The sequence below is a fragment of the Cupriavidus pauculus genome, assembly GCF_008801835.1.
In the GTDB taxonomy this organism is placed as follows: Bacteria; Pseudomonadota; Gammaproteobacteria; order Burkholderiales; family Burkholderiaceae; genus Cupriavidus; species Cupriavidus pauculus.
The window spans coordinates 24,248-49,599 of the sequence record NZ_VZOW01000026.1 but is presented as its reverse complement, the minus strand read 5'-3'; the positions used below and the strand labels follow the sequence as shown (position 1 = coordinate 49,599).

The following is a 25,352-nucleotide window of genomic DNA, read 5'->3' as shown; positions in this document are numbered from 1 at the left end:
CCTAGGGACATACCCTGAAGTTGCCAGTTTATGCAGACATATGAAAGGTAGCTGAAAGGATGCGCTTTTAACTTCCACCCTGCCCGCGACGGGGAGTGCCGCGGGGACGGGGGCGCTGTCGGTTTTTGCAGCCGTTTCCGCCCCGGGGTAGGCCGGTTTGACCGGTCCGTCGCGACGATTTCAAGCTGCTTTATCGAGGAGAATCATTTTGCGCATACGTAGCCAAAAGGACTTTGCCTCCGGCCTGATGTTCATTCTGGTCGGACTGGGCTTTTCCTTTGTCGCCCGTGGCTATTCCATGGGGACAGCCGCCAAGATGGGACCGGGATACTTCCCGTTCTGGCTCGGCATCGTGCTCGCCCTGCTGGGCGCGCTGGTCCTGTGGGGTTCGCTGTCCTCCAAGGCCGAAGAAGACCATCTGGCCCGCTGGGACCTGAAGATCCTGCTGTGGATCCTGGGTTCGGTGGTGCTGTTCGGCCTGCTGCTCAAACCGCTGGGCATGGTCCTGTCGGTCGCGGTACTGGTGCTGGTTTCCTCGATGGCCAGTCATGAATTCAGCTGGAAAGGCGCCGTCCTCAACGCAATCGTCCTGGTGCTGATCAGCCTGGGTGCGTTCGTGTACGGCATCAACCTGCAGATGCCGGTTTGGCCGGCTTTCCTGGTAAGTTAAGGAGCCCGCCCCCATGGAATTGTTAGCCAACCTCGGACTGGGCTTCTCGACCGCCCTGTCGTTTCAGAACATCGCCTACGCGTTTCTGGGCTGCGTGCTGGGCACGCTGATCGGCGTGCTGCCGGGCCTTGGGCCCCTAGCCACGATCGCGATGCTGTTGCCCGTGACGTACACGCTGCCGCCGGTGGCCGCGCTGATCATGCTGGCCGGTATCTACTACGGCGCACAGTACGGTGGTTCCACAACCGCCATTCTGGTGAATCTGCCCGGCGAATCGTCGTCGGTCGTGACCACCATCGACGGCTACCAGATGGCGCGTCGCGGCCGTGCGGGCGTGGCGCTGGCCACTGCCGGCATCGGCTCGTTCTTCGCCGGCTGCGTGGCCACGCTGATCCTGGCCGCTTTTGCCGCGCCGCTGTCGGAATTGGCGTTCAAGTTCGGCCCCGCCGAGTACTTCTCGCTGATGGTGCTGGGCCTGATCGGCGCCGTGGTGCTGGCGTCGGGCTCGCTCGTCAAAGCAATCTCGATGATCGTGCTGGGCCTGTTGCTGGGTCTGGTGGGCACCGATGTGAACTCGGGCGCCGCGCGCTTTTCGTTCGACGTGCCGGAGCTGACCGATGGACTGAACTTCGTGTCGGTGGCGATGGGTGTGTTCGGCTTCGCGGAAATCATTGCGAACCTGGAGCAGAAGGAAAATCGCGAGACCTTCACCGATCACGTAACCAACCTGTTCCCGACCAAGGAAGATTTCAAGCGCATGATTCCGGCGGTGCTGCGCGGCACGATGCTCGGTTCGGCGCTGGGTATCCTGCCGGGCGGCGGTGCTTCGCTGGCATCGTTCGCCGCCTACTCGCTCGAGAAGAAGACCTCGCGGTACCCGGAGGAATTCGGCAAGGGCGCGATTGAAGGCGTGGCAGGTCCGGAATCGGCCAACAACGCCGCGGCGCAGACCTCGTTCATCCCGCTGCTGACGCTGGGCATTCCGCCTAACGCCGTGATGGCGCTGATGGTCGGTGCGATGACGATCCACAACATCCAGCCGGGCCCGCAGGTGATGAGCAGCAATCCTGCGCTGTTCTGGGGCCTGATCGCCTCGATGTGGCTGGGCAACCTGATCCTGATCGTGCTGAACCTGCCGATGATCGGTATCTGGGTGAAGCTGCTGAAGGTGCCCTACCGCTACCTGTACCCGGCAATTCTGACGTTCTGCTGCATCGGCGTGTACTCGGTTCAGAACACCACGTTCGACGTGTTCCAGACCGCGGCTTTTGGCGTGATCGGCTACCTGTTCATCAAGCTGAAGTGCGAACCGGCGCCGCTGCTGCTGGGCTTCGTGCTCGGACCGATGATGGAAGAAAACTTCCGCCGCTCGCTGCTGCTGTCGCGTGGTGACTTCAGCGTGTTCGTGACGCGTCCGCTGTCGCTGGGCCTGCTGATCGCCGCCGCGATTCTGGTGGCAATCGTGGCGATGCCGTCGATCAAGGCGAAGCGCGAAGAAGCATTCCAGGAAGAGTAAGTCCTTCCTGCCACAGTATTGAAGTACGGAAGTACCGAAGTACTGAGGGCGTCCCCAACGGGGCGCCCTTTTTTATTCAGGCGCCGAACAGGCTCGCGCACGCCGCGCGGATCGCCTCGGTGACGTGCACGCGGCCATGATCGCGCCGCTCCAGCATGCCGATGCTGCGCACCAGCGGTTCACCGCCCGCACGCAGCGGCAGTATCCGCAACGCCTTGTCTTCGCGCCAGCGCGCGCGCTTGAGCAACGGCACCACGGTCACCCCAACTTCCTGCCGCACCAGTTCCACCAGCGCCTCGATCGAATTCAACTCGAGGAACTCGTTGGTACGCAAATGCGCGCGCCGCAACGCGCGCTCCACCAGCGCGCCAGTGCGCTGGCTGCGATCGAACCGAAGAAACGGATTGGCGGCCAGAGCCTGGCGCGCGTCGTCGCCACTGCTGCCGCGCGCGGCGATCGCCACCAGCGGTTCGTCGTAGAGCGGCGTCCAATGCAGCGTGCCGGCCAGGCGCGCCGATCCTTCGACAACGAATGCGGCGTCGAGCTCGCCACTTTCCACCATCGCCGCCAGCTCGAACGACTTGGCGCCGATCAGCCGCACATCGAGCGCCGGATAGGTGCGCTTCAACTGCGCGACCACATGCGACAGTCCACCCATCACCGAAACCACGGCGCCAATCGCGACCGCGCCCGCCATGGCCTGCGAGTCGGCCAACGGCAGGCGCATCTCCTCGTAGAGCGCCAGCAGCCGCCGCGCCTGCGGCAGCAACGCGCGGCCGTCTGCGTTCAGCACCGCCACGCGGCCGCTGCGGTCGAATAGCTCGCGCCGCAGTTCTTCCTCAAGGGACCGCATCTGCAGACTGACCGCCGCCTGGGTCAACGCCACCTCGCCGGCGGCCGCCACAAAAGAGCCCTGTTCGGCCACGGCGACGAAAGTTCTTAAAAAGCGGATAGTGCTCATGCTGCAAGGAACCTTTCACGGACGATTCACAATATTTTCTTGTGAATCAAGCAAGGAATATTAACTTTCATTGTGATCGCGGGCGCGGAATAATTTGACTTTCCTGCCGCAGTTCCACGTCGTACCCATCCGTACCGGAGAAGAACAGATGCAACACTGGCTACGCCTTCTGGGCATTGGCCTTGCCACGAGCCTCACGCTGGCTGCCGCGCCGTCGCTGGCCGACACGTATCCAAGCAAGCCGATCCGATTGATCGTGCCGTTTCCGGCCAGCGGCGCGACCGATTTGCTGGCGCGCGCCATCGCGCAAAAGGTAGGTGCCGGGCTGGGTCAGCAGATCGTGGTAGACAACCGCCCCGGCGCGGGCGGCGCCATTGGCTCGGACATGGCGGCCAAGGCGGCGCCTGACGGCTACACGATCCTGATTGCCACCACCAGCACGCACTCGATCGGTCCGTACATCAACACGCATCTGCCGTACAACACCGAAACCGATTTCACGCCGATCGGCCAGGTGGCCACCGCCACCAACGTGCTGGTGGTGCCCAACCAGTTGCCGGTCAAGAATGTCCGGGAACTGATCGACTACGCCAAGAAGCACCCGGGCGAGCTGAACTATGCATCGAGCGGCAATGGCACCGTGGTCCACCTGACCGCCGAAGCATTCAAGGCGCAGGCCGGCATCTTCATCACGCACATCCCATATCGCGGCACCGCGCTGGCCGTGCCCGACCTGATCTCTAACAAGGTTCAGGTACTGTTCGACAGCATCGTGTCCGGCATGCCACACGTGAAGGACGGCAAACTCAAGGCGCTGGCGGTGACCAGCCTGAAGCGCTCGCCCCTGGCGCCTGAGCTGCCTACCGCGAGCGAATCTGGGCTGCCCGGTTTTGAATCCGATACGTGGTTTGGCATCTATGGCCCCAAGGGCTTGCCGCCCGAGATCGTCAACCGGCTCAACGCCGAGTTCAACAAGGCGATCCAGTCGCAGGACGTAAAGGACCGCCTGGCCAAGCTGGGCGCCGAACCCGTCGGCGGCACGCCGGCGCAGTTTGCCGCGATGGTAAAAAAGGACAGCGCACGCTGGGGCAAGCTGATCAAGGATCGCAAGATCCAGGTGGACTGAGCCTTCCAACCCTTGCGCCGGGGTGACAGGGGCTGGATCCGGCGGCGCGACACGATTGGGTCGGCCGCTCCAGCCCGTCACAGCAAAACCGACGAAGACGAGAACTGAACGCGCTTCGAACAACGAGACAGACCATGCAGAACTTCAACTGGACCAACCCCTACCCTTCGGTGCGCATTCCGCTGTTTGCGCGCAACGTGGTGTCGACTTCGCACCCGCTGGCCGCCCAGGCCGGACTGCGTATGCTGCTCAAGGGCGGCAACGCGGTGGACGCCGCGATTGCCGCCGCCGCTGCCATCACCCTGGTCGAACCGGTGTCGTGCGGCCTGGGCAGCGATGCGTTTGCGATTCTCTGGGACGGCAAGGAATTGCATGGTCTGAATTCGTCGGGCGTGGCGCCGCAGGCCTGGAACACCGATTACTTCAAGAACAAGTACGGCGTGGACGGCAACGGGCTGGCCAATCGGCCGACGCGCGGCTGGGATTCCGTCACGGTGCCCGGCGTGATCGCCGGATGGGCTGCGCTGCATGAACGCTTCGGCAAGCTGCCGTTCGAAGACCTGATGGAACCGGCGATCGAGATCGCCGAGCGCGGCTACGCCGTGCCGCCGGTGGTGGCGCACAAGTGGGCCGCCGCCGTGCCCGACCTGAAAAGCCAGCCGGGCTTCGCCGACACGTTCATGCCGAACGGCCGCGCGCCGCACGTCGGCGAGAAATTCATATTCAAGACCGCAGCCGACACCTTACGCAAGATCGGCGCGACCAAGGGCCGGGCCTATTACGAAGGCGAAATTGCCGAGAAAATCGCTGCGTTCAGCAAGGAATGCGGCGGCGCGATGACGCTGGACGACCTGCGCAACTATCGTCCGGATTGGGTCAAGCCGATCAGCAAGTCGTATCGCGGGCACGAGGTGCATGAAATCCCGCCGAACGGCCAGGGCATCGCAGCGCTGATGGCGCTGGGCATCCTCGATCAGTTCGACGTCGGCGCCCTGCCGGTGGATTCGGTCGATTCGCAACATCTGCAGATCGAGGCGATGAAGCTGGCGTTTGCCGACCTGTATCGTTATGTGGCCGATCCGCGCAGCATGGAGGTCACGCCCGAGCAGATGCTGGACGACGCGTATCTGAAATCGCGCGCGAAGCTCATCGACATGCAGCGCGCCACGCATTTCAACTTCGGCATGCCGCGCACCGGCGGCACCATCTACCTCACTGCCGCGGACGAGAGCGGCATGATGATCTCGTTCATCCAGTCGAACTACATGGGATTTGGCTCGGGCGTCGTGGTGCCGGGCACCGGCATCAGCCTGCAGAACCGCGGCGTCGGGTTCTCGATGGATCCGAAGTCGGCAAACGTGGTGGAAGGCGGCAAGCGGCCGTTCCACACGATCATCCCGGCGTTCCTGACCAAGGATGGCAAGCCGCAGATGAGCTTTGGCGTGATGGGCGGCGATATGCAGCCGCAAGGGCACTTGCAGACCGTCGTGCGCATGCTCGACTACAACCAGCAGCCGCAGGCCGCCTGCTGCGCCCCGCGCTGGAAGGTCAACCGCGATTTCACGTTGGACGTTGAAGGGACGATGGATCCGGCTACCGTGGCTGGCCTGAAGGATCGCGGCCACCAGCTCAAGTCGGTAAATGACCCGTATATGGATTTCGGCTCCGGGCAGTTTATCTGGCGTCTGTCGGAGGATGGCGAGCACGGCTACGTGGCCGCCAGCGACAGCCGCCGCGACGGCCAGGCCGTCGGCTTCTGATGAAGGCGGCACAAGGGGACTTGTGCGCGCGCATCTTGTAGTACCGCAGTAGGCAGTGGAAGTCCTGCGAGGCGCCATGGGGAAACCCGTGGCGCCTTTTTTATGTTGGCACGATCAGAAAATCGGCAACGCCAGGAAGAGCTTGATGACGATCGCGTTCACGATGTCGATGAAGAAGGCGCCGACCATCGGAACGATCAGGAACGCCAGGTGGGACGGCCCAAAGCGGTCCGTGATGGCTTGCATGTTGGCAATGGCAGTCGGCGTGGCGCCGAGCCCAAACCCGCAGTGGCCAGCCGCAAGCACGGCGGCGTCGTAGTTGCGGCCCATCGCACGGAAAGTCACCAGTACCGCATAGGCGGCCATGGCTGCAGTCTGCACCGCCAGGATCAGCAACATCGGCAGCGCCAGCGAAGCCAGTTCCCACAAGCGCAGGCTCATCAACGCCATCGCCAGGAACATCGACAGGCTGACGTTACCCAGCACCGAAAGCGCCCGATCGAAAATCGTGTACCAGCCGAGTGCGGCCAGCCCGTTGCGCAGCAGCACGCCAACGAACAGCACCCATACGAAGGTCGGCAGTTCCAGCGCAGTGCCCTTGAACGCGCCGGTCAACGCCTGGCCTGCGGTCAGACAGACCAGAATCAGCGCCAGCGTCTCGATCAGCGCGGTGGCGGTGATCAGGCGCACGGCCTGAGGCTGCTCGAAGTTCAGCGGATCGTCATCCACCATCGCGGCGCCCGGCTTGGCCACCTTACGCAACAGATAGCGCGCCACCGGCCCGCCGATCAGGCCACCCAGGACAAGACCGAAGGTCGCGCAGGCCACGCCCATCTCCGTGGCATATGACATGCCGAACTTCGTCATGAACGTATTGCCCCAGGCGGCGCTGGTGCCGTGACCGCCCGACAGGGAAATCGAACCGGCAAGCAGCCCGGTGGCGGGATGCATGCCCAGCAGGCTTGCGAGACCGACACCGATTCCGTTCTGTATGACCAGCAGCCCGGCGACAACCAGCAGGAATTTGCCGATCGACTTGCCGCCCAGCTTCAGGCTGGAAAGGTTGGCGCTCAGGCCCAGCGTCGCAAAGAATGCGAGCATCAGCGGCGTCTGCGTTCCGGTATCGAACTTGATCTGCACGTCCAGCGTGTACCGGGCGATCGCCAGACATGCCGCCACGACCAGTCCGCCTGCAACGGGCTCTGGAATGTTGAAGGCCCGTAATGGTGGTGTGATCTTTATGAGCTTGCGCCCGATCAGCAGCACGAGCGATGCCGCGACAAGGGTTTCGTACGTATTGAGTTCCAGCATGGCAGGCATCCAAAAAACTCCATTTTTGGCACTCGCCCGCGCATCGCCAATCGCTGTTCAGCGAAACCCCTTCAATTGCAACTGTTCCGTCCCATATGCCCACAACTGTGCATGGCCGAGGCTCTGACAGCGCCATAAACTGACCGTTTCCCAACGGCAACCGGTCACCTCTATGTCCAGCTATGCATACCGCATCGTCAATGTTTTTGCCGAATCTACCTTTGGCGGCAACCCACTCTGCGTATTCGAGGACGCGCGCGGCATGGACGATGTCACCATGCAGGCGCTGGCACTGCAATTCAACCTATCGGAAACCACGTTCGTCTTTCCGTCCGATAAGGCGACCGCAGCGGTGCGCATTTTTACGCCCGGATACGAAATGCGTTTCGCCGGTCATCCCACGCTGGGCACCGCGCATGTCGTGCGCGATCTGCATCGCACCGGCGACACGTTGTCGCTCGAATTCAAGGCCGGCGTGGTTCCGGTGACCGCGCAAGGAGACCGATGGACGCTGACCGCGCCGCAACAGGGTGCCCCGCGCACCGCGCCGGCGGGCCTGCCCGATGCCGAGATGGCATCGTTGCTGGGATTGCATCCCGATGACCTTGCCGCATCGCCGATGTGGGTCGATACCGGTGCGGACCAGCTGCTCGTACAGGTAAAAACGACCGACGCCGTGCGGCGCGCGCAACCGGACAGCAGCCGCCTCGACCACTGGCCGCGAAGCAGTCTGGGGCGCAAGACGGCCTACGTGTTCGCGTTCGACGCCAGCTCCCCGGGCAAGGTCCTGGCCAGGTATTTCTTTACCAAGCAGGGTGGCGGCGTGGCCGAGGACCCGGGCACTGGCTCGGCTTGCGCCAACCTTGGCGGATGGTTGCTCGCAACCGGTCACGCCCTGCCAGCGCACTTCGAGGTGGACCAAGGCGAGTTTGTCGATCGCCGCTGCAGGCTCGATCTGGACGTCAGCACGGAAGGCGCGATTCGCGTTGGCGGCCGCGTCATAGAATTGGGACGCGGCACCGTCACTATTTGATCCGACACTGGCCGGGAGCGCCGCAACCCTCCCGGCAGGCGTTGTTCGGCTAGGTACTCTTCCAACATTCCAAACCATCATGCCCCCCCACGACATTGCCACCGTAGCCGATCTGGAAGCCCTTTATGCCAAGCCTGCGGGCGCCTCGGTCGCCAAGGAACTCGACTATCTGCATCCGCACTATCGCGCATTCGTTGAGGCATCGCCGTTCTGCCTGCTATCCACAATGAACGACAAAGGCGGCGATTGCTCCCCGCGAGGCGATGCTCCGGGATTCGTGCAGATACTCGACGAGCGCACGCTGCTCTTGCCTGACCGACGCGGCAATAACCGAATCGACAGCCTGCGCAACATCATTGCGGACGCGCGCGTAGGTCTGCTGTTCCTGATCCCGGGCGTCAACGAAACCCTGCGCGTCAGCGGCACGGCGACGGTGTCGACGGACCCGGACCTGATCGCACGGTGCGTGGTTCAGGGCAAGGCGCCGACCACGGTGCTGGTGATCCGCATCCGCTCGGTGTTTTTTCAGTGTGCCCGCGCACTGCTGCGCTCGCACCTGTGGTCACCCGACGCGCAGATTCCGCGCGAGGCGCTGCCCAGCACTGGCACGATTGTGGCCACTTTGAGCCAGAACGCGATCGACGGCGAAACCTATGATCGCGAACTGCCCGAGCGGCTGCGCAACGGCCTGTACTAACCGCGCTTAGCGCGGCAGCCACTCCGGCGCGTGAGTGCCCAGCGGCACCGACGGTAATGCCCAATGCGCCGGCGTCTCCGACAACTTCGCGGCATGCCGCACGACCGTGAGCTCTCCAAATCCCGATTCCTGCACCTCGAGCAGATCGGAAATTTCGTCGATGTGCTGATCGGGCACGCTCGTCCCGCCGGGCACCCGTCCGAGGCTGCGCAACCACTGCCCAACCTGGGCCAGCGACACGCGCACATGCCAGCTGCCACCTTCGGTTGCGCGGCGATGCAGCGCGACCATCGCCCCAAACGCCAGCAGGTAGCCAGCGGCGTGGTCCAGAACCTGCGCCGGGAATGGTCGCGGTTCGGCGCTGCCGGCAGCCGCCGCTTCGTCGGCATTGAAACCGGTTGCCGTCTGCACCAGTGAATCGAATCCCCGCTTGGCAGACCAGGGGCCGACGTGCCCATAGGCGGAAAGCGATACGTAGACGATGCCCGGTCGTGCCCGCGCGGCCGCCTCGGGGCCGGCGCCCAGCTGTGCCAGACCGTCCGGCCGGTATCCCTGAACCACCACATCAGCACCGTGCAGCAATTTGTGGAAGGCGCGCTTGTCGTCCTGATCGCGCAGATCGAGCTGGCACGACCGCTTGCCGCGGCCCGTATCGACGACCAGCGGGGCGATGGCGGGAAGATGTGCGGCCGTCACCAGCAATACGTCCGCTCCATGCGCGGCCAGCGTACGCCCGGCGACAGGTCCGGCAATGATGCGCGTGAGGTCCAGCACGCGGATGCCGCTTAGCGGGCGGGCGTCGACGTTGATTTCGGCATGGGCGGGCAAGGCCGGCAACGGGATGGGCGGTGCGTCGCCGATCTTTTCAATGATCACCGGGGGCAGCCCGCGCAGCGCCTGCGCCTGGGGGTGCGCCTGCCATTCGTCGAACGTGCGCATTGCCGCCACCACCAGACCGGCATCGGAGGCGGTTGCCTCGAAGTCTTCGGCCTTCCAGCGGGCCAGAGCGGTGCGCAGCGCGTCCCTGTCGTAGGCGCATTGCAGGATGCGCAGGATGCCGTCTCGATGGTGGGGGAAATTGGTATGCAAGCGAACCCAGCGACCGTCGCCGCACGGATACAGGCCGGCGATCTTGTCCCAGAGCTCGGGCGCCGCCCCGCCGTTCACGCGCAGATAGCGCTCGCTGCGGAATTCGGCCATGGCATGCCGCATGTCCACATCGACGGACTGCCAGCGGCCGGTGCGCTGCGCCCAGAGCGCCGTGGCGGCCAGCGCCGACGCGCCGATGGCGACCTGCGCCGCCGTGCCGATCGCAAAGCTTGAGGGCAGGATCGCATCCTCTCCGGTGAGCCCAATGTGGCGCAAGGCCTCGGCCGGCATTGCGGCGTCCCGCCAGAGCGCCGCGAGGGCTTCCGCCGGCGGCACACGACCCGAGCCGTCAGCGGCGGATGGAGCGGAGGAAGTAGCGGTATTCATGGCATTTGTTCCTGCGGCGCGGCGCCGGGCCACATGCGACGATGACGTCGCATGGCTTCCTGCGCGGCAACAATGAAATCAAGGACCGATCGACAAGACACGCCGCGGCCATGCGACTACACTGCGGTGGATTCTGCACCACTTCCGATCGTTGTGTAGTGAGACGATTCGCAAAATGCCTGGCGACTCTCCGTGTTGCCCCGCAGGCACGGTAAAATCGCCCCATTCCCAAGAAACATGAGGAGCGCGTCCGGTCCGCGAGTGGCCGGCGCCTTCCGCGAAGCCATAGAGCCGCAACGCCGCGGCGCCACCATGAGTCAAGACAACAAGCCCAACAACCCGCCCGTCGCCTCGAACTTCCTGCGCAGCATCATCGACCACGACCTGGCGTCCGGCACCTACGCCGGCCGGGCCGACGCGCAGGGCAGCCCGCTGCCGCCCGTCATCACGCGCTTCCCGCCGGAACCCAACGGCTATCTGCACATTGGTCACGCCAAGAGCATCTGCGTGAACTTCGGTCTGGCGCGCGATTACGCCGGCCGCTGCCATCTGCGCTTCGACGACACGAATCCTGTCAAGGAAGACACTGAATACGTCGATTCGATCATCGACGCCGTGCACTGGCTCGGTTTCTCCTGGGACAACGCCCAGGCCGGCGGCGCGCCGCACCTCTACTACGCCAGCGACTACTTCGACCGCCTCTACCAGTTTGCAGAGACGCTGATCGAGCGCGGCGCGGCGTACGTGGACAGCCAGAGCGCCGAACAGATCGCCGCCACGCGTGGCAACTTCTCGGAACCGGGCAAACCGTCGCCGTTCCGCGACCGCGCGGTGGAAGAAAACCTGAAGTTGTTCCGCGAAATGCGCGACGGCAAGTACGGTGACGGCGAGCACGTGCTGCGCGCGAAGATCGACATGTCGGCGCCCAATATCGTGATGCGCGATCCGGTGCTCTATCGCATCCGCCATGCGCATCACCATCGTACCGGCGACAAATGGTGCATCTACCCGATGTACGACTTCACGCATTGCATTTCGGACGCGATCGAGAACATCACGCATTCGCTGTGCACGCTTGAATTCGAAAACAACCGGCCGCTCTACGACTGGGTTCTCGAACATCTGCGCGATGCCGGCGTATTCGCCAACCCGCTGCCGCACCAGTACGAATTCGCACGCCTGAACCTCACGTACGCGATCACCAGCAAGCGCAAGCTCAAGCAGCTGGTGGACGAGCAGCGTGTCGCTGGCTGGGACGATCCACGCATGCCGACGATCGTCGGCATCCGCCGCCGCGGCTACACGCCCGAATCGATCCAGCTGTTCTGCGATCGCGTGGGCGTATCGAAGGCCGATAGCTGGATCGACATGAGCACGCTCGAAGGCGCGGTGCGCGACGATCTCGATGCGCGCGCGCCGCGCAGCGTTGGCGTGCTGGATCCGCTCAAGCTGATTCTCGACAACTACCCGGAAGGCCAGAGCGAGGAATGCTCGGCGCCTGTGCATCCGAAGCAGCCGGAAATGGGCCGCCGCGTGTTTCCGCTGTCGCGCGAGCTGTGGATCGAGCGTGAGGATTTCAACGAAAACCCGCCCAAGGGCTACTTCCGTCTGTTCCCTGGCAACAAGGTGCGACTGCGCTACGGCTATGTGATCGAGTGCACCGGCGTGGACAAGGACGCCGACGGCAATGTCATCGCCGTGCATGCGAACTACCTGCCGGACACCAAGAGCGGTACGCCGGGCGCGGACAGCGTGAAGGTGAAGGGCAACATCCACTGGGTGAGCGCGCCGCACGCCTACGAAGCCGAGGTGCGCCTCTACGACCGTCTGTTCAGTGACCCGCATCCGGACGCCGGCGGCAAGAACTTCCTGGACGCGCTGAATCCGGATTCGATGAAGGTGGTCACCGCATATCTTGAGCCCGGCTTGCGCGATGCCAAGCCGGACGACCGTTACCAGTTCGAGCGTCACGGCTACTTTGTGGCCGATCGTGTCGATTCGAAGCCGGGCAAGCCCGTCTTCAACCGCACGGTCGGGCTCAAGGACAGCTGGGGCAAGTGAGATGACGCAGAACACGACATTTGCGCTCGACGGCGAGTTCATCGCCCTGAACGACCTGCTCAAGCTCGCCGGGGTCTGCGAAAGCGGCGGCGCTGGCAAGGCACTGGTCGCCGCCGGGGAGGTCGCCGTGGATGGCGCGGTCGAATCCCGCAAGACCGCCAAGATCCGCGCCGGCCAGGTGGTGACGGTCGGCGGCCCGGGCGGCGTTCGCATCAAAGTCGTGGCCCCATAGCATCGCGTCGCGGTCCCATTGCACCAGGCGGCGGTGAAGGTTCACCGCCGCGACTTCCACGCAAGGAGCTTGCATGCCCATCGCTTTTTGGTGTGTATTGCTGGCGGGCCTGATGCCCATACTGACTGTCGGGATTGCCAAGGCCGGCAGTCGCGGCGGCTTTGACAACCACGATCCTCGCGCGTGGCTGGAACGACAGAGCGGTCGTGCGCGCCGCGCCGACATGGCGCATCGCAACCATTTCGAAGCATTCCCGTTCTTCGCAGCCGCGGTACTGACGGCCACGCATCTGGCGGCGCCACAGGCCCGCATCGACGAGTTGGCGATGCTCTTCATCGTCGTGCGCGTGCTCTATACGGCCTGCTATCTGACGGACCGCGCCACGCTTCGCACGTTGTGCTGGACGGTAGGCTATCTCACTGTGATCGGCATCTTCCTGTTACCGGTGTTCGTCCACTGACCGCCATGACCACTGGCAGGCGTTTCCCGCTTATATGCAACCCGGCGGCATGCCTTCTGGCAGGTCTGGTCGTGTCGACGCCCGCGCCTGCCATCGCCGCGCCGGTCGAATACACGGTCGACAAGACCCACACTTCCGTCTATTTCGGCGCGAGCCATTTCGACCGGACCACGGTGCGGGGCCGCTTTGGCAAGATCGATGGGCGGATCGTTTTCGATCCCGTGGGCAGCGTCGGCGCTGTCGATTTCACCGTCGATGCGGACTCGGTCGACACAGGTAACCGGAGCCTCGACGGCGTGCTGCGCTCCGGGCAGTTTCTCGATGCGCAGAATTTTCCCGTCGCGCGCCTGCAAGCCAACCGCTTTGTGACCGACGCAGGCAAGATCGTGGCGATCGAAGGGACGCTTACATTGCATGGCGTCTCCCAGCCGATCCGGCTGGAAGTCGATCGCTTCAGTTGCGGGCAGACCGAGCTGTTTGGCGTGAAGCGCGATGTCTGCGGCGGCGATTTCCGCGCCACGATCTCCCGCAGTGCGTTTGGGCTGACGCGATTTCTGCCCGAAGTCGGCGATGTCGTCACATTAACGATCTCCGTCGAGGCGTCGCCTGCCGGCTAATGCCGCCTAGCGTGGGATCGGCGGGAAAACACGCGATACGATGACGACTCCGCATCACCTTTATCGGCAATTTCTTCAGTAAAATCAGCGCTTTGCCTTCCCTGCCCCCTGCCGCCCCGCCCCCATCCGCGTGCCGGCCTGACGCGATCCCTGAAATGAGCCTGATTTCCCTGAACGACGTGGTTTCCGCGTCGCTCGCTGCCGCCGGTGCGTGCCTGGCCTGCAGCATTCCTACCGATTTTCTCCGCCGTTTTCCGCTGTGGGCCTATAAAACCTACGGGCGTAACGCCCTGCTGCTGCCACTGCTGGCGATGATGGTGGGATCCTTGCTCGCACGCGTCGCCATCAACGGCCAGCTCGATAGCAACGGCGGCGTGGCGCTGGTTGCCGCTGCGGCGTTCCTGATGCTGCTGCTTGCCTCGGCACTGCTTCGTTTCTGGATCAGCGACTACCGGAAGTCCTGAGCGGCCGACGGCTGCGCGTTGGCGCACCCAGCGACGGCGTTTTTCCATCGCGCGGACCCACGGATCACGTATGATGCGGCCTTTCGCGTGCCGCAGCTCTGACGGTGCGCCGCTTTTCCGAACCCATGGCGCTCAAATCCACGATCTTCAAGGCCGACCTGTCCGTCTCGGATATGGATCGGCCCTACTATGGCAGTCACACACTTACCATCGCCAAGCATCCGTCCGAAAACGATGCGCGCATGATGGTGCGGCTGCTCGCCTTTGCGTGCGAGGCCACCGAATCGCTGACGTTCACGCGCGGTCTTGACGAACCCGACGAGCCGGACCTGTGGGACAAGGCGCTGACAGGCGACATCCTCCATTGGATCGACCTTGGCCAGCCTGACGAAGCCCGCCTGAAGCGCGCCGCCGCCCGCGCAGATCGCGTCACCATCTATACCTATCAGAGCGCCAGCGCGCGAGAGTGGTGGAAATCGATCTCGGGCAAGGCCGGCAAGCTTCGCAATGTGACCGTCTACAATGTGCCCTCCGAAGCCGTGGACGCGCTGGCAGCCATGGCGCAGCGTGCCATGCGACTGTCGGTGACCATCCAGGACGGCGACATCTGGGTCAGCGACGACGATCACAACGTGCAACTGACGCGCGAAGTGCTCCAGCGCGCCGACGACTGATTTCCGACCGGCTGGACGCGGACCTGCAGGGTCTCGTTCAGCGCCACACATAAAAGGAAGAAAGCGATGCAAACCACTCCCTCCGGCCTGCAATTCGAAGACACCGTTGTCGGTTCCGGCGACGAAGCCACCGCAGGCAAGCACGTGACCGTGCATTACACGGGCTGGCTGTACGAAAACGGCCAGGCTGGCCGCAAGTTCGATTCGAGCAAGGACCGCAACGACCCGTTCGTGTTCCCGCTGGGCGCCGGCCATGTGATTCGTGGCTGGGACGAGGGCGTGCAAGGCATGAAAGTGGGCGGCACGCGCCGCCTGGTGATTCCGGCCGATCTCGGCTATGGCGCACGCGGCGCCGGTGGCGTCATTCCGCCGAACGCGACGCTGCTGTTCGAAGTGGAATTGCTGTCGATCTGAGCTGCGGCCCGGATCCAAAAAAAAACGGACGCCTCGGCGTCCGTTTTCTTTTGGGGCGCGGCCGCGCTCAGAAGCCGATCGAGGCGTTGCCCACGTCGACGCGGACCTTGTCACGGTCCAGCAGCCGCCCGGCATGCCGGGCAAACGCCTGCGCCCATTCCGGCTGGCTAGCAAAGCGGTTTTCTCCCGAAAACTTCGCCACATTAAGAATCTTGTCGATCACAAGCACCTTGCCTACCGGGCTTGACGCCTGGCAGTCCAGCTCGGCGTACTCGCGGTCGAACCAGCGCCACGCGGCATCTTCGGTGACGGCGGCCAGCTCGCTGTCCTCGACCGTGAAATCAAATTCCTTGCCGCTGCCAAATACCACCGTCAGGGTACGGGCCATGCCGTTTCTCCGAAGTTCTATGCGAGTAGGGGCCCTATTGTAGAGACTTGGCGCGGGATCGGGCCAGACAGCCTGCATTGCCACGATAGTTCGACCGTTGCCTGGTACACACACCTTGCAAGCAAACTGTGGTTAGCTTGCCACGCGTCAAGGCGCTTTGGATTATTCTTTCACGCATGGCCATCACCAGACAGGACCTCGAAGCAGATCGGTTGCGCACTACGCTGTGCAGCTCGCCGGTCGCGTCTTCGCTTCTGCCCGAGGCCGATGTGGAGCGCTCGCTTTGCGAGACGCTGGCCCAGCGGCCGCACGCGCCCGATATGAATGGCGACGTCTGGCTCTTTGGCTATGGATCGCTGATCTGGAATCCGATGGTGGTCCATACCGACAGCCGCCTGGCGACCGTGCATGGCTACCACCGCGGTTTCTACCTGTATTCAAAGATCAATCGTGGCACTTGGGACAACCCGGGACTGGTGCTCGGGCTCGATCGCGGCGGTTGCTGCACGGGCATGGTGTTCCGGATTCCGAGCCATGTGGTGGAGCAGGAGTTCCGCGTGCTGTGGCGCCGCGAAATGATGACGGGCGCCTATCATCCGCGATGGCTGCGCGTGCGCTTGGACCAGTCGCCCGATGCGCGGGAGCAGCGCGCCCTCGCGTTCGTGATGAATCGCGAACATGCCGGTTATGCCGGCCGCCTGCCCGACTCACATGTCGTCGCCTGCCTGCGCCACGCCTGCGGCCTGTATGGCCCCGCCCGCGAATACTTGCACCAGACGCTGCTGGGCCTGGCCACGCACGGTGTGGACGATCCCTATCTGGCGCGCCTATGGCAGCAACTGCAGGCGTGCGATGCTGCCGAGGCCGCCGCGGCACCCTGTACGGCAGGGACTCCGCCAGCCACCTCCGCATCCGCCGCCCAACAGGCGGACGATGCCGTGGCCGCCACCATCCATCCGCACGAAACAGTCTGATCGCCGCGCACGCAGACCATCATGTCTCGCTCCCAAACCCGCCCCCGCCGCCAGGCACTTGCCGAAATGTTCGGGTTGCTGGGATTGCTGATGGGAGGCGGTCTACTGGCCGGCCAGGGTGGCCAGACGCTGGCGCGCTCAATGAGCGGCATGCGCGATGCACCGGCTCCCACGACGTCCCCGGGCACGCCGCACCAAAGCACGCCAGTGCCGACACGCGGCGAAGGCATGGCCGCACTCGATCGCAACCTGATCACTGCCGCCGGCATCGGCGATCTGGAACTGGTCAACCGGTTGCTCAAGGCGGGGGCGTCGACGCGCGCCGTCGACGAGCGTGGCCGTTGCGCGCTGCTGGCGGCGGTCTACAACCGTCGCGGCGATGTGGCGCGCGCGCTGGTGATGGCCGGCGCCGACGTCAACCAGAAGGATGGCGAAGCGAACAGCGCATTCCTGCTGGCCGCGGCCACCAACCAGATCGACATCGTGCGGCTGTCGCTGTCGCACGGTGCGGACCTGCGCAGCACCGATCGCTACGACGGGACCGCGCTGATTGCTGCAAGCCAGCACGGCAACGTCGAAGTGGTAAAGCTGCTGCTGCAGGCCGGTGTTCCGGTCGATCGCGTCAACCAGCTGGGATGGACGGCGCTGCTGGAAGCCATCATCCTGGGCGATGGCAGCTCGCGCTACGAAGAAATCGTGCAACTGTTGCTGGACGCCGGCGCCGACGCCAACCTCCCGGACCGGGAAGGCGTGACGCCATCGAGCCATGCGCGCGAGCGCGGTTACAAGACGATGGTGAAAATGCTGATGCGCGCGCGCGGGCACTAAAGGCGCATCGCGCGCCGGCCGAATGGCATTGGCGATGGACCGGCGCAGATGTGGCACCGATCCGCAATCAAACCGACGCAAATACTGCGTCAGCCCAGGAGTGAGCGACGCCCCCTCGGCAAAACAGCGCGTCAACAGCGCGGCGGCGCGGACTCTGCCGCGCCACCTTGCCAAACCCGCTCAGGCCGCGGCCTGCCCGGTCTGGCGCGCGTTCTCGGTTTCCTGCAATTGGCGCCACATCACCTTGCCCGTACCGGACTTCGGCAATGCATCGACAAACTCGACCACGCGCGGATACTTGTACGCGGCCATGTTTTCCTTGGCCCATTCGATGATGTCTTCGGCCGAGGTCTTGCCTTTCGCGTCGGCGCGCAGTACCACGACCGCCTTCACCGTCTCGCCGCGATAGGCGTCGCGCGTGCCGATGATGCACGCCTCCTGCACGGCCGGATGCTTGTACAGCAAGTTCTCCACCTCCGCCGGCCAGACCTTGAAGCCCGAGGCATTGATCATGCGCTTCAGGCGGTCCGTGATGAAGTAGTACCCATCCTCGTCCATCCGGCCCAGATCGCCGGTGCGGAAGTACGTCTGGCCTTCAAATTCGATAAAGGCGTCGCGCGTGGCATCGGGCTTGCCCCAGTAGCCCTTGAACACCTGCGGCCCGCGCACGATGATCTCGCCCACTTCGTTGACCGGCAATTCCTTGAGCGTCACGGGATCCACCACGCGCGCATCGGTATTGAACGTCGGCACGCCCAGGCACTGCAGCTTGGCGCGTTCGGCCGGATTGCTGTGCGTCGGCGCCATCGTTTCGGACAGCCCATAGCCTTCCAGATAGCTCAGGCCGAATTGCGTCTTGAGGCGCTCGGCCACCGCCTGCGGCATGGCCGCCCCGCCGCCGCCGATGTAGCGCAGGCTGCTGACATCGAACGACGCGAGATTCGGACTGCCCAGAAAATCGATGACCATGGTCGGGATATTGGTCCAGTGCGTCACCTGATAGCGCGAAATCAGGCGACCGGCCACTTCGCGATCCCAGCGCGGCAGCATCACCACCGTGGCGCCGGTGTAGATCGGGCCGTTCATGCCGTATTGCATGCCGGTCACGTGGAACAGCGGCAGCACCGACAGGATCACCGATTCGGCGCCGCTGCCCGACCATGTCGAGCCGCCGATGATGTTGTGCATCACCGAGCGGTGCGTGTGGATACAGCCCTTCGGGAAGCCGGTGGTGCCCGACGTGTACGGCATGACCGCCATGTCGTCGGGGCCGGCCGTGTGCGGTCCGGGCTGCAGGCCCGCGTCGATCGCCTCGGCCCACGGCGTGGCAGTCGGCGGCAGTGGATGCTGCGCGGTCAACCATGCCGGCGGCGCATCCTCGGGAAATTCGTAGGTCGACGGCAGCGCGTCGGCGTATTGCGTGACCAGCAGGTGTTGCAGCCGCTGATCGGCCGGAATTTCCGCGTCGGCCTGCATCACGCCGCCCGCCAGGTCCGCCGTACAGATGGCCACGCGCGCCTGGGCGTCGGTGACGTAGTGCTTGAATTCCTCGGCGCGATTCATCGGATTGACCGGCACCACCACGGCATCGGCGCGCAGGATCGCGTAGTAGCTGACGATGAACTGCGGGCAGTTCTGCATGTACAGCAACACGCGATCGCCCTTCTTGACGCCCGCCTTGTGCTGGAGCCAGCCTGCCAGCGCCGTGGCCTGATCGTGCAGTGCGCGGAATGTGATGGCATTGCCGAAATAGCGGATTGCCGGCTTTTCTGCATAGCGGTGCGCGGAGACTTCGAGGTTGTACCAGAGCGAGGTCTCGGGCAGCACGATTTCGGTCGGAACGCGCTTGGGCCAGAACTGGAAATGCGGGCGCACGGGCTTGGTGGTCATGGTGTCTCCTGCGGACGGTCGTCGAGGACCGGTTTCTGGAATCGCGTGGAAGGCAAGGTCGGTCTTGCGTCTCGGTCAAGCAATATAACTGAACGACCGTTCTATTTTCAATGGTGGGTTTTCCCGGCCATAACGCTCGCAAGGTTGCTTTCTGCGGCTTCGCCCTCACAATAGGCAAATCCGGCCACGCTACCGTGGCTGAAATTCCGAGGTGCAGAACATGAGCGACGTCACGCTGCAGAACTTTGAAGCCGAGGTGATCAACAGCCCGGTCCCGGTGCTGGTGGATTTCTGGGCGCCGTGGTGCGGTCCCTGCCGGACGCTGGGCCCGATGCTGGAAAAGCTCGAGGCCGAATACCAGGGCAAATGGAAGCTGGTGAAGGTAAATGTCGACGAGAACCAGCAGCTGGCCGCGCATTTCGGCGTGCGCAGCATTCCGCATGTGGTGGCCATTTCCGAGGGCCAGGCGGTCAACCAGTTTGTCGGCGTGTTGCCGGAATCGCAGTTGCGCGAGTTTCTCGATACGCTGGCGCCCGATTCGGGCCAGCTATCGCTGCACGAAGCGCAGGAACTGGCAGCCTCAGGCGACCGCGAAGGCGCACGCGCGGCCTTTCAGGCGGCGCTGACCCAATCCCCGGAAGACGATCTCGCGCGCCTTGCCTATATCGGGTTCCTGCTGGACGGCGATGCCATCGACGAAGCCGAGGCCGAGTTCGGGCGCCTGTCGGCGCGTGCGCCGCAGGAAGACGCCTATGCCGCGCTGCGCACCCGCCTGGATGCAATGAAAGGACTGGATGCGCTGCCCGATGGCGCCGATCTGAAGGCGCAGGTGGAGGCCAATCCGGGCGATCTGGCCGCACGGCTCGATCTGGCGAAGGTGCTGATTGCGCGTCGCGAGTATGAATCCGCACTGGCGCAACTAATGGAAATCGTGCGCCGCGACCGCAGCTTCGAGGACGATATCGGCCGCAAGACGATGCTGTCGGTATTCGAAATGATGAGCGCAACGCCGGAGGCGGTGTCGAAGTGGCGCCGGCAGTTGAGCACGGCGCTGAACTGAGCCCGGGCACGCGTCCGCCGGCGGAGCAGGCGGACGCGTGCCACTGCGGCGCGCCGCACCCGTTACGCCGCGGGCGCCTCGATCAGCGTGAATCCATTGGCGCGCATATGTTCGACCATCATCGCGTCCATCGACTTGACGTGATTGTCGAACCAGCCCGACAGCTCGCCCGCCAGCCGACGGCCCAGCGACAGCCCGCCCTTGCCTGGTCCTTCCGGATCGGCCTGCTCTTCCGTCATCTTGTCGCGGATGGCCTGTACCACGGACAGCACGCCCTTGTGCTCGTTGGCATGGCAGAACCGCGGCCCGAACTGCATCGCTTCCATCCACGCCTCTTCCTGCTCGAAGTGATGGCGCGTGTGTTCGATCCACGCATCGAACGCAGCGGGAAAGCCAGCGTCGTCGGCCTGCACCGCGGCATCGAGCAATTGCAGGAATTCCGCGTGGGTGGCGTCGGTAACGGGCTCGCCGAGGCGCAGTGCGTCAGGCAGGCCTTCCGAGGAAAGCCCTTCGTAAGGATTCGGGGTGGCGGACATGAAACTGGATTTTTTTCTTTGAGACAAACGGCAAGGATACCGATTTAATAGCCGCCCAATCTGATTTCCAGCAAATGTCGCGAATCGCTCCGTAGTAGGACTATCCTGTCGGATCCCACGCGTTTCATCCGCCCCATCGGCCAAGGAAACCCCTGATGCCTCGACTGATCTTCTTCTGCGGCCACGCCGGCACCGGCAAAACCACGCTTGCACACCGGCTGATCGGACCGTTGATGCAGACCACGGGCGAGCCGTTCTGCCTGCTCGACAAGGACACGCTCTACGGGCGCTATAGCGCCGCCGCGATGCGGGCCATCACCGGCGACCCCAACGATCGCGACAGCCCGGCCTATCTGGAAAACCTGCGCGATCCCGAATACGAAGGACTGCTGGACACGGCGCGCGAAAACCTGTCGCTCGGCATCAGCGCGATCGTGATCGGCCCGCTCTCGCGGGAAATCCGTGCACATCAGTTGATCGATCCGCACTGGCTGCAGATGCCGGGGGGCACGCAGACGCGCATCGTGTGGGTGCACCTGCCGGAAGACGAGGCGCACGCCCGCATCATCCAGCGCGGCAATCCCAATGACGCATACAAGCTGGCGCACTGGGACGCATACCGGACACGACGTTTTTCGCCAGATCCCGCCGAGTATCCGGAGCTGATCTACTTCGACAACCTCGCCCCGGACGATGCGGACATCGGCGGCCTGCTGCGCGCGCTGGCCGCCTAGGCTCAGCCAGCTGCAAGGGCGCCGATCACAGCCGACGCCGCCACGAAGCCGAACACGGCGGTGACCGCCACCGACGATCCAAAGCCCGCGCAGGCGAGTCCCTGGGGACCCTGACGCGGCGCGGGCGGGTTTTCGTCGATCTCGCACGCCTGCTGCTCCGGCTCTGGATAACGCAGCGGCTCATCGGAATACACGGCCTGGATGCCGAATTTCTTTTTCGGGTCGCGCGGGAATCCCCACTGCCGGCGCAGGTTACCGCGCACCTTGGCGAGCAGCGGATCCTGGATCGTGCGGGCCAGGTCCTCGATGCGCACGCGCGTGGGATCGAGCTGCCCGCCTGCGCCGCCGCACGTGATTACGCGCACGCCCTCGCGGCGCGCCCAGCCCAGGATCGCGGTCTTGACCTTCACGGCGTCGATGGCGTCGATTACAAAATCGAAGCCCGCCAGCAGCTCGCCCACATTGTCTTCGGTGACAAAATCGTCCACCGGCGTAACGCGACAACGCGGATTGATTGCCACGATCCGCTCGGCCATGGCTTCGACCTTGGCACGTCCATAGGCATCGCCCAGCGCATGGATCTGCCGATTGGTGTTGGAGGCGGCGATGTGGTCGAGGTCGATCAGCGTGATGTGGCCGACCGCGTTGCGGGCCAGCGCCTCGGCAGCCCAGCTTCCGACACCGCCGATGCCGATCACGCAGACATTGGCGGCTTCCAGGCGCGCCAGGCCGGCGGCACCGTACAGGCGTGCGACACCGCCGAAGCGTCGATGGTAGTCGTCGTCGGCGGGGCTTTCATGGCTCAACGGTGCGGGCAGATCCGACTCTGCCAGGGGGCGGGAAACGATCGTCATGGTGGAATTTGTCACGCTGCCAGCATTTTATGCCAGCGCGGCAAAAGTCCTCGCGCCAAAATAGGCTTCCCGGCGACCGGATTGTCAGCCGGAGGCCGACAACGGCACGTGTCAGGCTTCCCTACAATACCGATGCAGTGGTTGAAACGCCGCATGGCCGCCCACAGGAGCCCATTCCCTTATGCCCGCCTCGCGCCGCCAAAAGATCGTCTTCTGGAGCGTGTTCACGCCGTTGGCGCTGATCGCCATTCTGGTGATCGTCATCCTGACGTTCGACTGGAATCGTGTGAAGCCCTGGCTCAACGACAAGGTCTCGCAGGCCATCGGCCGTCCCTTCGCCATCAACGGTGACCTGATGGTGACCTGGAAGCGCGCGCAGGGCGAAACCGGTTGGCGCACGCTGGTGCCGTGGCCGCGGCTGTCCGCCAAGGACATCACGATCGGCAACCCGGACTGGGCCAAGGCGCCCAATATGGGCACCATTCGCGAACTGATCTTCGTTCTGCGTCCGGTGCCGCTGCTGGTCCATGAAATCAATCTGCCGACGATCGTGGTCGACAGTCCCGCCGTCTGGCTGGAACGGCTGGCGGACAAGCGCAACAACTGGACCTTCGATACCGGACCGAAAACGGGCAAGTCGAACTGGCGCCTCGACATTGGCGAGGTGGTGCTCCAGCGCGGCAACCTGGCACTGGCCGACGCCGCAGAAAAGATCGATCTTCAGGCGACCCTCGATACCGTCGGCGACCAGGCGCTCTACGACAAGGCGCGCGATGGCGCGCTGGTGCCGCCTACCGACGCATCCGCCGTCTCCGCATCGGCCAGCTCGGCCGGCGCTTCGGCAGCAGGGGCGTCGGATGCGAAAAACAATGATGGCAACGACAGCCGCTACGGCATTCGCTGGAAAGCCGTCGGACACTACAACCAGGCCACCATCAACGCCACGGGCAAGGCCGGCACTGTGCTGAGCCTGCGCGACGTGAACACGCCGTATCCGGTACAGGCCGACGTGCGCGTGGGCGCCACGCGCGCGGTGGTCGAAGGCACGCTGACGAATCCGGCACATCTGGGCGCATTGGACGTCCATCTGCAATTGTCGGGCGACAACATGGCGTCGCTCTACCACCTGACCGGCATCGTGCTGCCCTCCACCCCGCCGTACACCACGCGCGGCCGGCTGGTCGCCACGCTCAAGAAAGGCGCATCCACCTATACCTATCGCGATTTCACCGGCAAGGTGGGCGGCAGCGATCTCGGCGGGACGCTGACGTTCACCCAGCGCGCGCCGCGCCCGTTGCTGTCGGGCGAACTCGTGTCCAAGCAACTGCTGTTTGCCGATCTTGCCCCGCTGATTGGCGCAGATGCCAAGCCGGGCCAGGCGGCCAAGGAAAGCCCGGTCAAGCAGCCTGCCAACAAGGTGTTGCCAGTGGCGCCGTTCCGCACCGATCGATGGGATGAAATCGATGCCGACGTGAAGTTCACGGGCGAGCGCATCGTGCGCAGCGAGGAACTGCCGATTACCAATCTGACCACGCATCTGAAGCTGACAGACGGCGTGCTGTTGCTCGATCCGCTGAACTTCGGCGTGGCGGGCGGCAACCTGGTTTCGACGATCCGCCTGGACGGCAAGCGCGAGCCAATGGGCGCAATGGTGGACGCGACCGCGCGCCATCTGAAGATCAAACAACTCTTTCCGAAAGTGGAAAGCAGCCGCGCCAGCGTCGGTGAAATCAACGGCAGCGCCAAACTGTCCGCCACGGGCAATTCGGTCGCGGCGCTGCTGGGATCGTCCAACGGCGAGGCCAAGCTGATGGTCGAAAACGGCACTGTCAGCAAATTCATTCTCGAAGCCATCGGGCTGAATGTGGGCAGCGTCGTGATTTCGAAACTGTTTGGCGACAAACCCGTGCAGATCAACTGCGGCGTCAGCACTTTCGGATTCAAGGACGGTGTGGCGCGCGCGCAGACATTCGTGCTCGATACGCAGGACGCGATCATCAATACCGAAGGCGCGGTCGATCTCAAGGACGAGCGGCTTGCGCTGACGATTCATCCCGATTCGAAGGGACTGCGGATCATCTCTCTACGCTCGCCGCTCTATGTGGGGGGCACCTTCAAGAACCCGTCGGTCAGCCCCAACATTGCGATTCTGGCGCTGCGGGCCGGCGGCGCGCTGGCCTTGGCGCTGACGGCGCCACCGGCGCTGGTGTTGCCGCTGCTCGACATCTCCGGGGGCGGCGAAGATGGCCAGTGCGCCCGACTGCTGGCGGAGCTGAAGAAGCGCCCCACCGCACCGCCGCCGGGCAAGACCTATCAAGGCCCGTCGGACAAGGCGGGCCAGCAGGCGGGTCCGGCAATTCCCGAATCGCCGACCAAATCCGACGCCGCGCGCGGCGAGTCGGCGCCGCCGCCCACCAAGCCGCGCATCCCCGCCCCGGCCGGCCCGAGTCCGTTGCGCCCCGGCAACGACGCACAGTTGTACCAGGGCGGCTGAGCGGGCCGCCCGTCGCCAGCGCCTCCCAAATCGCGCGCTTTCCACGCGTTCCTTGCTTTTCCGCGCTGCTTGGCGCTTCAGCCGCAGTTTCCGTGCGATGTCTCCGCGCAACAAATCCGCAA

25 protein-coding genes are annotated in these 25,352 nt (G+C 64.2%); 18 read left to right on the top strand and 7 right to left on the bottom strand.

Annotation, left to right across the window (positions count from 1 at the left end):
• Positions 1-208: 208 nt before the first annotated feature.
• Both F7R19_RS21945 and F7R19_RS21940 read left to right on the top strand, forming a co-directional pair.
• Entirely contained in the window at positions 209-670 is a 462-nt protein-coding gene (locus F7R19_RS21945) for a tripartite tricarboxylate transporter TctB family protein (protein ID WP_061956842.1), read from the top strand.
• A 13-nt stretch (positions 671-683) separates the two neighbouring features.
• Positions 684-2,186: a tripartite tricarboxylate transporter permease gene (locus F7R19_RS21940; RefSeq protein WP_061956841.1), complete on the top strand. Its 1,503-nt coding sequence runs from the start codon at positions 684-686 to the stop codon at positions 2,184-2,186.
• 76 nt (positions 2,187-2,262) lie between these two features.
• On the opposite strand, the gene F7R19_RS21935 is transcribed toward F7R19_RS21940, so the two are convergent.
• A complete protein-coding gene (locus F7R19_RS21935; protein WP_061956840.1) occupies positions 2,263-3,147 on the bottom strand; it encodes a LysR substrate-binding domain-containing protein in 885 nt (294 codons plus the stop codon).
• Positions 3,148-3,295: 148 nt separating this feature from the next.
• Between F7R19_RS21935 and F7R19_RS21930 the strand changes: the two genes are divergently transcribed.
• Complete coding sequence (locus F7R19_RS21930; RefSeq protein WP_061956839.1) at positions 3,296-4,273, top strand: Bug family tripartite tricarboxylate transporter substrate binding protein; 978 nt, start codon at positions 3,296-3,298, stop codon at positions 4,271-4,273.
• A 134-nt stretch (positions 4,274-4,407) separates the two neighbouring features.
• Positions 4,408-6,033, top strand: a complete 1,626-nt coding sequence (gene ggt / locus F7R19_RS21925; RefSeq protein WP_061956838.1) for a gamma-glutamyltransferase — start codon at positions 4,408-4,410, stop codon at positions 6,031-6,033.
• 114 nt (positions 6,034-6,147) lie between these two features.
• Here the strand turns inward: ggt and gltS are convergent, their stop codons facing one another.
• On the bottom strand, positions 6,148-7,344 hold the full coding sequence (gene gltS / locus F7R19_RS21920; RefSeq protein ID WP_061956837.1) for a sodium/glutamate symporter: 1,197 nt from the start codon (positions 7,342-7,344) through the stop codon (positions 6,148-6,150).
• Positions 7,345-7,516: 172 nt separating this feature from the next.
• Here gltS and F7R19_RS21915 point away from each other — a divergent pair, with 172 nt between their 5' ends.
• Both F7R19_RS21915 and F7R19_RS21910 read left to right on the top strand, forming a co-directional pair.
• Positions 7,517-8,377 carry a PhzF family phenazine biosynthesis protein gene (locus tag F7R19_RS21915; RefSeq protein ID WP_150982006.1) on the top strand — a complete coding sequence of 287 codons (861 nt, stop codon included), beginning with the start codon at positions 7,517-7,519 and terminating at the stop codon, positions 8,375-8,377.
• 79 nt (positions 8,378-8,456) lie between these two features.
• A complete protein-coding gene (locus F7R19_RS21910) occupies positions 8,457-9,074 on the top strand; it encodes a pyridoxamine 5'-phosphate oxidase family protein (RefSeq protein WP_150982005.1) in 618 nt (205 codons plus the stop codon).
• Positions 9,075-9,080: 6 nt separating this feature from the next.
• Here the strand turns inward: F7R19_RS21910 and F7R19_RS21905 are convergent, their stop codons facing one another.
• A complete protein-coding gene (locus tag F7R19_RS21905; RefSeq protein ID WP_150982004.1) occupies positions 9,081-10,550 on the bottom strand; it encodes a CoA transferase in 1,470 nt (489 codons plus the stop codon).
• Positions 10,551-10,862: 312 nt separating this feature from the next.
• On the opposite strand from F7R19_RS21905, the gene F7R19_RS21900 reads away from it, so the two are divergent.
• From F7R19_RS21900 to F7R19_RS21870, 7 genes are all read left to right on the top strand, one after another.
• Entirely contained in the window at positions 10,863-12,611 is a 1,749-nt protein-coding gene (locus F7R19_RS21900) for a glutamine--tRNA ligase/YqeY domain fusion protein (protein ID WP_150982003.1), read from the top strand.
• 1 nt (position 12,612) lies between these two features.
• Positions 12,613-12,843: an RNA-binding S4 domain-containing protein gene (locus F7R19_RS21895; RefSeq protein ID WP_150982002.1), complete on the top strand. Its 231-nt coding sequence runs from the start codon at positions 12,613-12,615 to the stop codon at positions 12,841-12,843.
• 73 nt (positions 12,844-12,916) lie between these two features.
• Positions 12,917-13,303 carry an MAPEG family protein gene (locus F7R19_RS21890; RefSeq protein ID WP_061956832.1) on the top strand — a complete coding sequence of 129 codons (387 nt, stop codon included), beginning with the start codon at positions 12,917-12,919 and terminating at the stop codon, positions 13,301-13,303.
• A gap of 5 nt (positions 13,304-13,308) precedes the next feature.
• Entirely contained in the window at positions 13,309-13,920 is a 612-nt protein-coding gene (locus F7R19_RS21885) for a YceI family protein (protein WP_061956831.1), read from the top strand.
• Positions 13,921-14,075: 155 nt separating this feature from the next.
• Positions 14,076-14,384: a hypothetical protein gene (locus F7R19_RS21880; protein WP_061956830.1), complete on the top strand. Its 309-nt coding sequence runs from the start codon at positions 14,076-14,078 to the stop codon at positions 14,382-14,384.
• Positions 14,385-14,509: 125 nt separating this feature from the next.
• Complete coding sequence (locus tag F7R19_RS21875; RefSeq protein WP_150982001.1) at positions 14,510-15,058, top strand: YaeQ family protein; 549 nt, start codon at positions 14,510-14,512, stop codon at positions 15,056-15,058.
• Between the two features lie 66 nt (positions 15,059-15,124).
• Entirely contained in the window at positions 15,125-15,472 is a 348-nt protein-coding gene (locus F7R19_RS21870) for an FKBP-type peptidyl-prolyl cis-trans isomerase (RefSeq protein WP_061956828.1), read from the top strand.
• A gap of 67 nt (positions 15,473-15,539) precedes the next feature.
• Here F7R19_RS21870 and F7R19_RS21865 read toward each other — a convergent pair whose 3' ends face one another.
• Complete coding sequence (locus tag F7R19_RS21865) at positions 15,540-15,860, bottom strand: hypothetical protein (protein ID WP_061956827.1); 321 nt, start codon at positions 15,858-15,860, stop codon at positions 15,540-15,542.
• Positions 15,861-16,036: 176 nt separating this feature from the next.
• On the opposite strand from F7R19_RS21865, the gene F7R19_RS21860 reads away from it, so the two are divergent.
• The gene (locus tag F7R19_RS21860; protein ID WP_061956826.1) at positions 16,037-16,834 is read left to right on the top strand and encodes a gamma-glutamylcyclotransferase; all 798 of its coding nucleotides are present in this window, start codon (positions 16,037-16,039) and stop codon (positions 16,832-16,834) included.
• Positions 16,835-16,855: 21 nt separating this feature from the next.
• Positions 16,856-17,662 (top strand): ankyrin repeat domain-containing protein, encoded by an 807-nt coding sequence (locus tag F7R19_RS21855; RefSeq protein ID WP_084003976.1) that lies wholly within the window; start codon positions 16,856-16,858, stop codon positions 17,660-17,662.
• Between the two features lie 180 nt (positions 17,663-17,842).
• Here F7R19_RS21855 and F7R19_RS21850 read toward each other — a convergent pair whose 3' ends face one another.
• Positions 17,843-19,552 (bottom strand): long-chain fatty acid--CoA ligase, encoded by a 1,710-nt coding sequence (locus tag F7R19_RS21850; protein ID WP_150982000.1) that lies wholly within the window; start codon positions 19,550-19,552, stop codon positions 17,843-17,845.
• Between the two features lie 220 nt (positions 19,553-19,772).
• Between F7R19_RS21850 and trxA the strand changes: the two genes are divergently transcribed.
• Positions 19,773-20,612: a thioredoxin gene (gene trxA, locus F7R19_RS21845; protein WP_150981999.1), complete on the top strand. Its 840-nt coding sequence runs from the start codon at positions 19,773-19,775 to the stop codon at positions 20,610-20,612.
• Positions 20,613-20,674: 62 nt separating this feature from the next.
• Here trxA and F7R19_RS21840 read toward each other — a convergent pair whose 3' ends face one another.
• Complete coding sequence (locus tag F7R19_RS21840) at positions 20,675-21,148, bottom strand: bacteriohemerythrin (RefSeq protein ID WP_150981998.1); 474 nt, start codon at positions 21,146-21,148, stop codon at positions 20,675-20,677.
• 155 nt (positions 21,149-21,303) lie between these two features.
• Between F7R19_RS21840 and F7R19_RS21835 the strand changes: the two genes are divergently transcribed.
• Positions 21,304-21,882: an AAA family ATPase gene (locus tag F7R19_RS21835; protein ID WP_150981997.1), complete on the top strand. Its 579-nt coding sequence runs from the start codon at positions 21,304-21,306 to the stop codon at positions 21,880-21,882.
• A gap of 2 nt (positions 21,883-21,884) precedes the next feature.
• Here F7R19_RS21835 and tcdA read toward each other — a convergent pair whose 3' ends face one another.
• Positions 21,885-22,736, bottom strand: a complete 852-nt coding sequence (gene tcdA, locus F7R19_RS21830; RefSeq protein ID WP_223505815.1) for a tRNA cyclic N6-threonylcarbamoyladenosine(37) synthase TcdA — start codon at positions 22,734-22,736, stop codon at positions 21,885-21,887.
• Between the two features lie 181 nt (positions 22,737-22,917).
• Between tcdA and F7R19_RS21825 the strand changes: the two genes are divergently transcribed.
• A complete protein-coding gene (locus F7R19_RS21825; protein WP_150981996.1) occupies positions 22,918-25,230 on the top strand; it encodes an AsmA family protein in 2,313 nt (770 codons plus the stop codon).
• Positions 25,231-25,352: the final 122 nt, after the last annotated feature.

Coding starts and splice junctions, on each gene's coding strand:
- F7R19_RS21850 (WP_150982000.1), bottom strand. CDS start 19,552: ATGACCACCAAGCCCGTGCGCCCGCATTTCCAGTTCTGGCCCAAGCGC.
- F7R19_RS21940 (WP_061956841.1), top strand. CDS start 684: ATGGAATTGTTAGCCAACCTCGGACTGGGCTTCTCGACCGCCCTGTCG.
- F7R19_RS21930 (WP_061956839.1), top strand. CDS start 3,296: ATGCAACACTGGCTACGCCTTCTGGGCATTGGCCTTGCCACGAGCCTC.
- F7R19_RS21875 (WP_150982001.1), top strand. CDS start 14,510: ATGGCGCTCAAATCCACGATCTTCAAGGCCGACCTGTCCGTCTCGGAT.
- F7R19_RS21840 (WP_150981998.1), bottom strand. CDS start 21,148: ATGTCCGCCACCCCGAATCCTTACGAAGGGCTTTCCTCGGAAGGCCTG.
- trxA (WP_150981999.1), top strand. CDS start 19,773: ATGAGCGACGTCACGCTGCAGAACTTTGAAGCCGAGGTGATCAACAGC.
- ggt (WP_061956838.1), top strand. CDS start 4,408: ATGCAGAACTTCAACTGGACCAACCCCTACCCTTCGGTGCGCATTCCG.
- F7R19_RS21860 (WP_061956826.1), top strand. CDS start 16,037: ATGGCCATCACCAGACAGGACCTCGAAGCAGATCGGTTGCGCACTACG.
- F7R19_RS21835 (WP_150981997.1), top strand. CDS start 21,304: ATGCCTCGACTGATCTTCTTCTGCGGCCACGCCGGCACCGGCAAAACC.
- F7R19_RS21905 (WP_150982004.1), bottom strand. CDS start 10,550: ATGAATACCGCTACTTCCTCCGCTCCATCCGCCGCTGACGGCTCGGGT.
- F7R19_RS21895 (WP_150982002.1), top strand. CDS start 12,613: ATGACGCAGAACACGACATTTGCGCTCGACGGCGAGTTCATCGCCCTG.
- F7R19_RS21870 (WP_061956828.1), top strand. CDS start 15,125: ATGCAAACCACTCCCTCCGGCCTGCAATTCGAAGACACCGTTGTCGGT.
- F7R19_RS21915 (WP_150982006.1), top strand. CDS start 7,517: ATGTCCAGCTATGCATACCGCATCGTCAATGTTTTTGCCGAATCTACC.
- F7R19_RS21865 (WP_061956827.1), bottom strand. CDS start 15,860: ATGGCCCGTACCCTGACGGTGGTATTTGGCAGCGGCAAGGAATTTGAT.
- F7R19_RS21910 (WP_150982005.1), top strand. CDS start 8,457: ATGCCCCCCCACGACATTGCCACCGTAGCCGATCTGGAAGCCCTTTAT.
- F7R19_RS21825 (WP_150981996.1), top strand. CDS start 22,918: ATGCCCGCCTCGCGCCGCCAAAAGATCGTCTTCTGGAGCGTGTTCACG.
- F7R19_RS21890 (WP_061956832.1), top strand. CDS start 12,917: ATGCCCATCGCTTTTTGGTGTGTATTGCTGGCGGGCCTGATGCCCATA.
- F7R19_RS21900 (WP_150982003.1), top strand. CDS start 10,863: ATGAGTCAAGACAACAAGCCCAACAACCCGCCCGTCGCCTCGAACTTC.
- gltS (WP_061956837.1), bottom strand. CDS start 7,344: ATGCTGGAACTCAATACGTACGAAACCCTTGTCGCGGCATCGCTCGTG.
- F7R19_RS21855 (WP_084003976.1), top strand. CDS start 16,856: ATGTCTCGCTCCCAAACCCGCCCCCGCCGCCAGGCACTTGCCGAAATG.
- F7R19_RS21885 (WP_061956831.1), top strand. CDS start 13,309: ATGACCACTGGCAGGCGTTTCCCGCTTATATGCAACCCGGCGGCATGC.
- F7R19_RS21880 (WP_061956830.1), top strand. CDS start 14,076: ATGAGCCTGATTTCCCTGAACGACGTGGTTTCCGCGTCGCTCGCTGCC.
- tcdA (WP_223505815.1), bottom strand. CDS start 22,736: ATGACGATCGTTTCCCGCCCCCTGGCAGAGTCGGATCTGCCCGCACCG.
- F7R19_RS21935 (WP_061956840.1), bottom strand. CDS start 3,147: ATGAGCACTATCCGCTTTTTAAGAACTTTCGTCGCCGTGGCCGAACAG.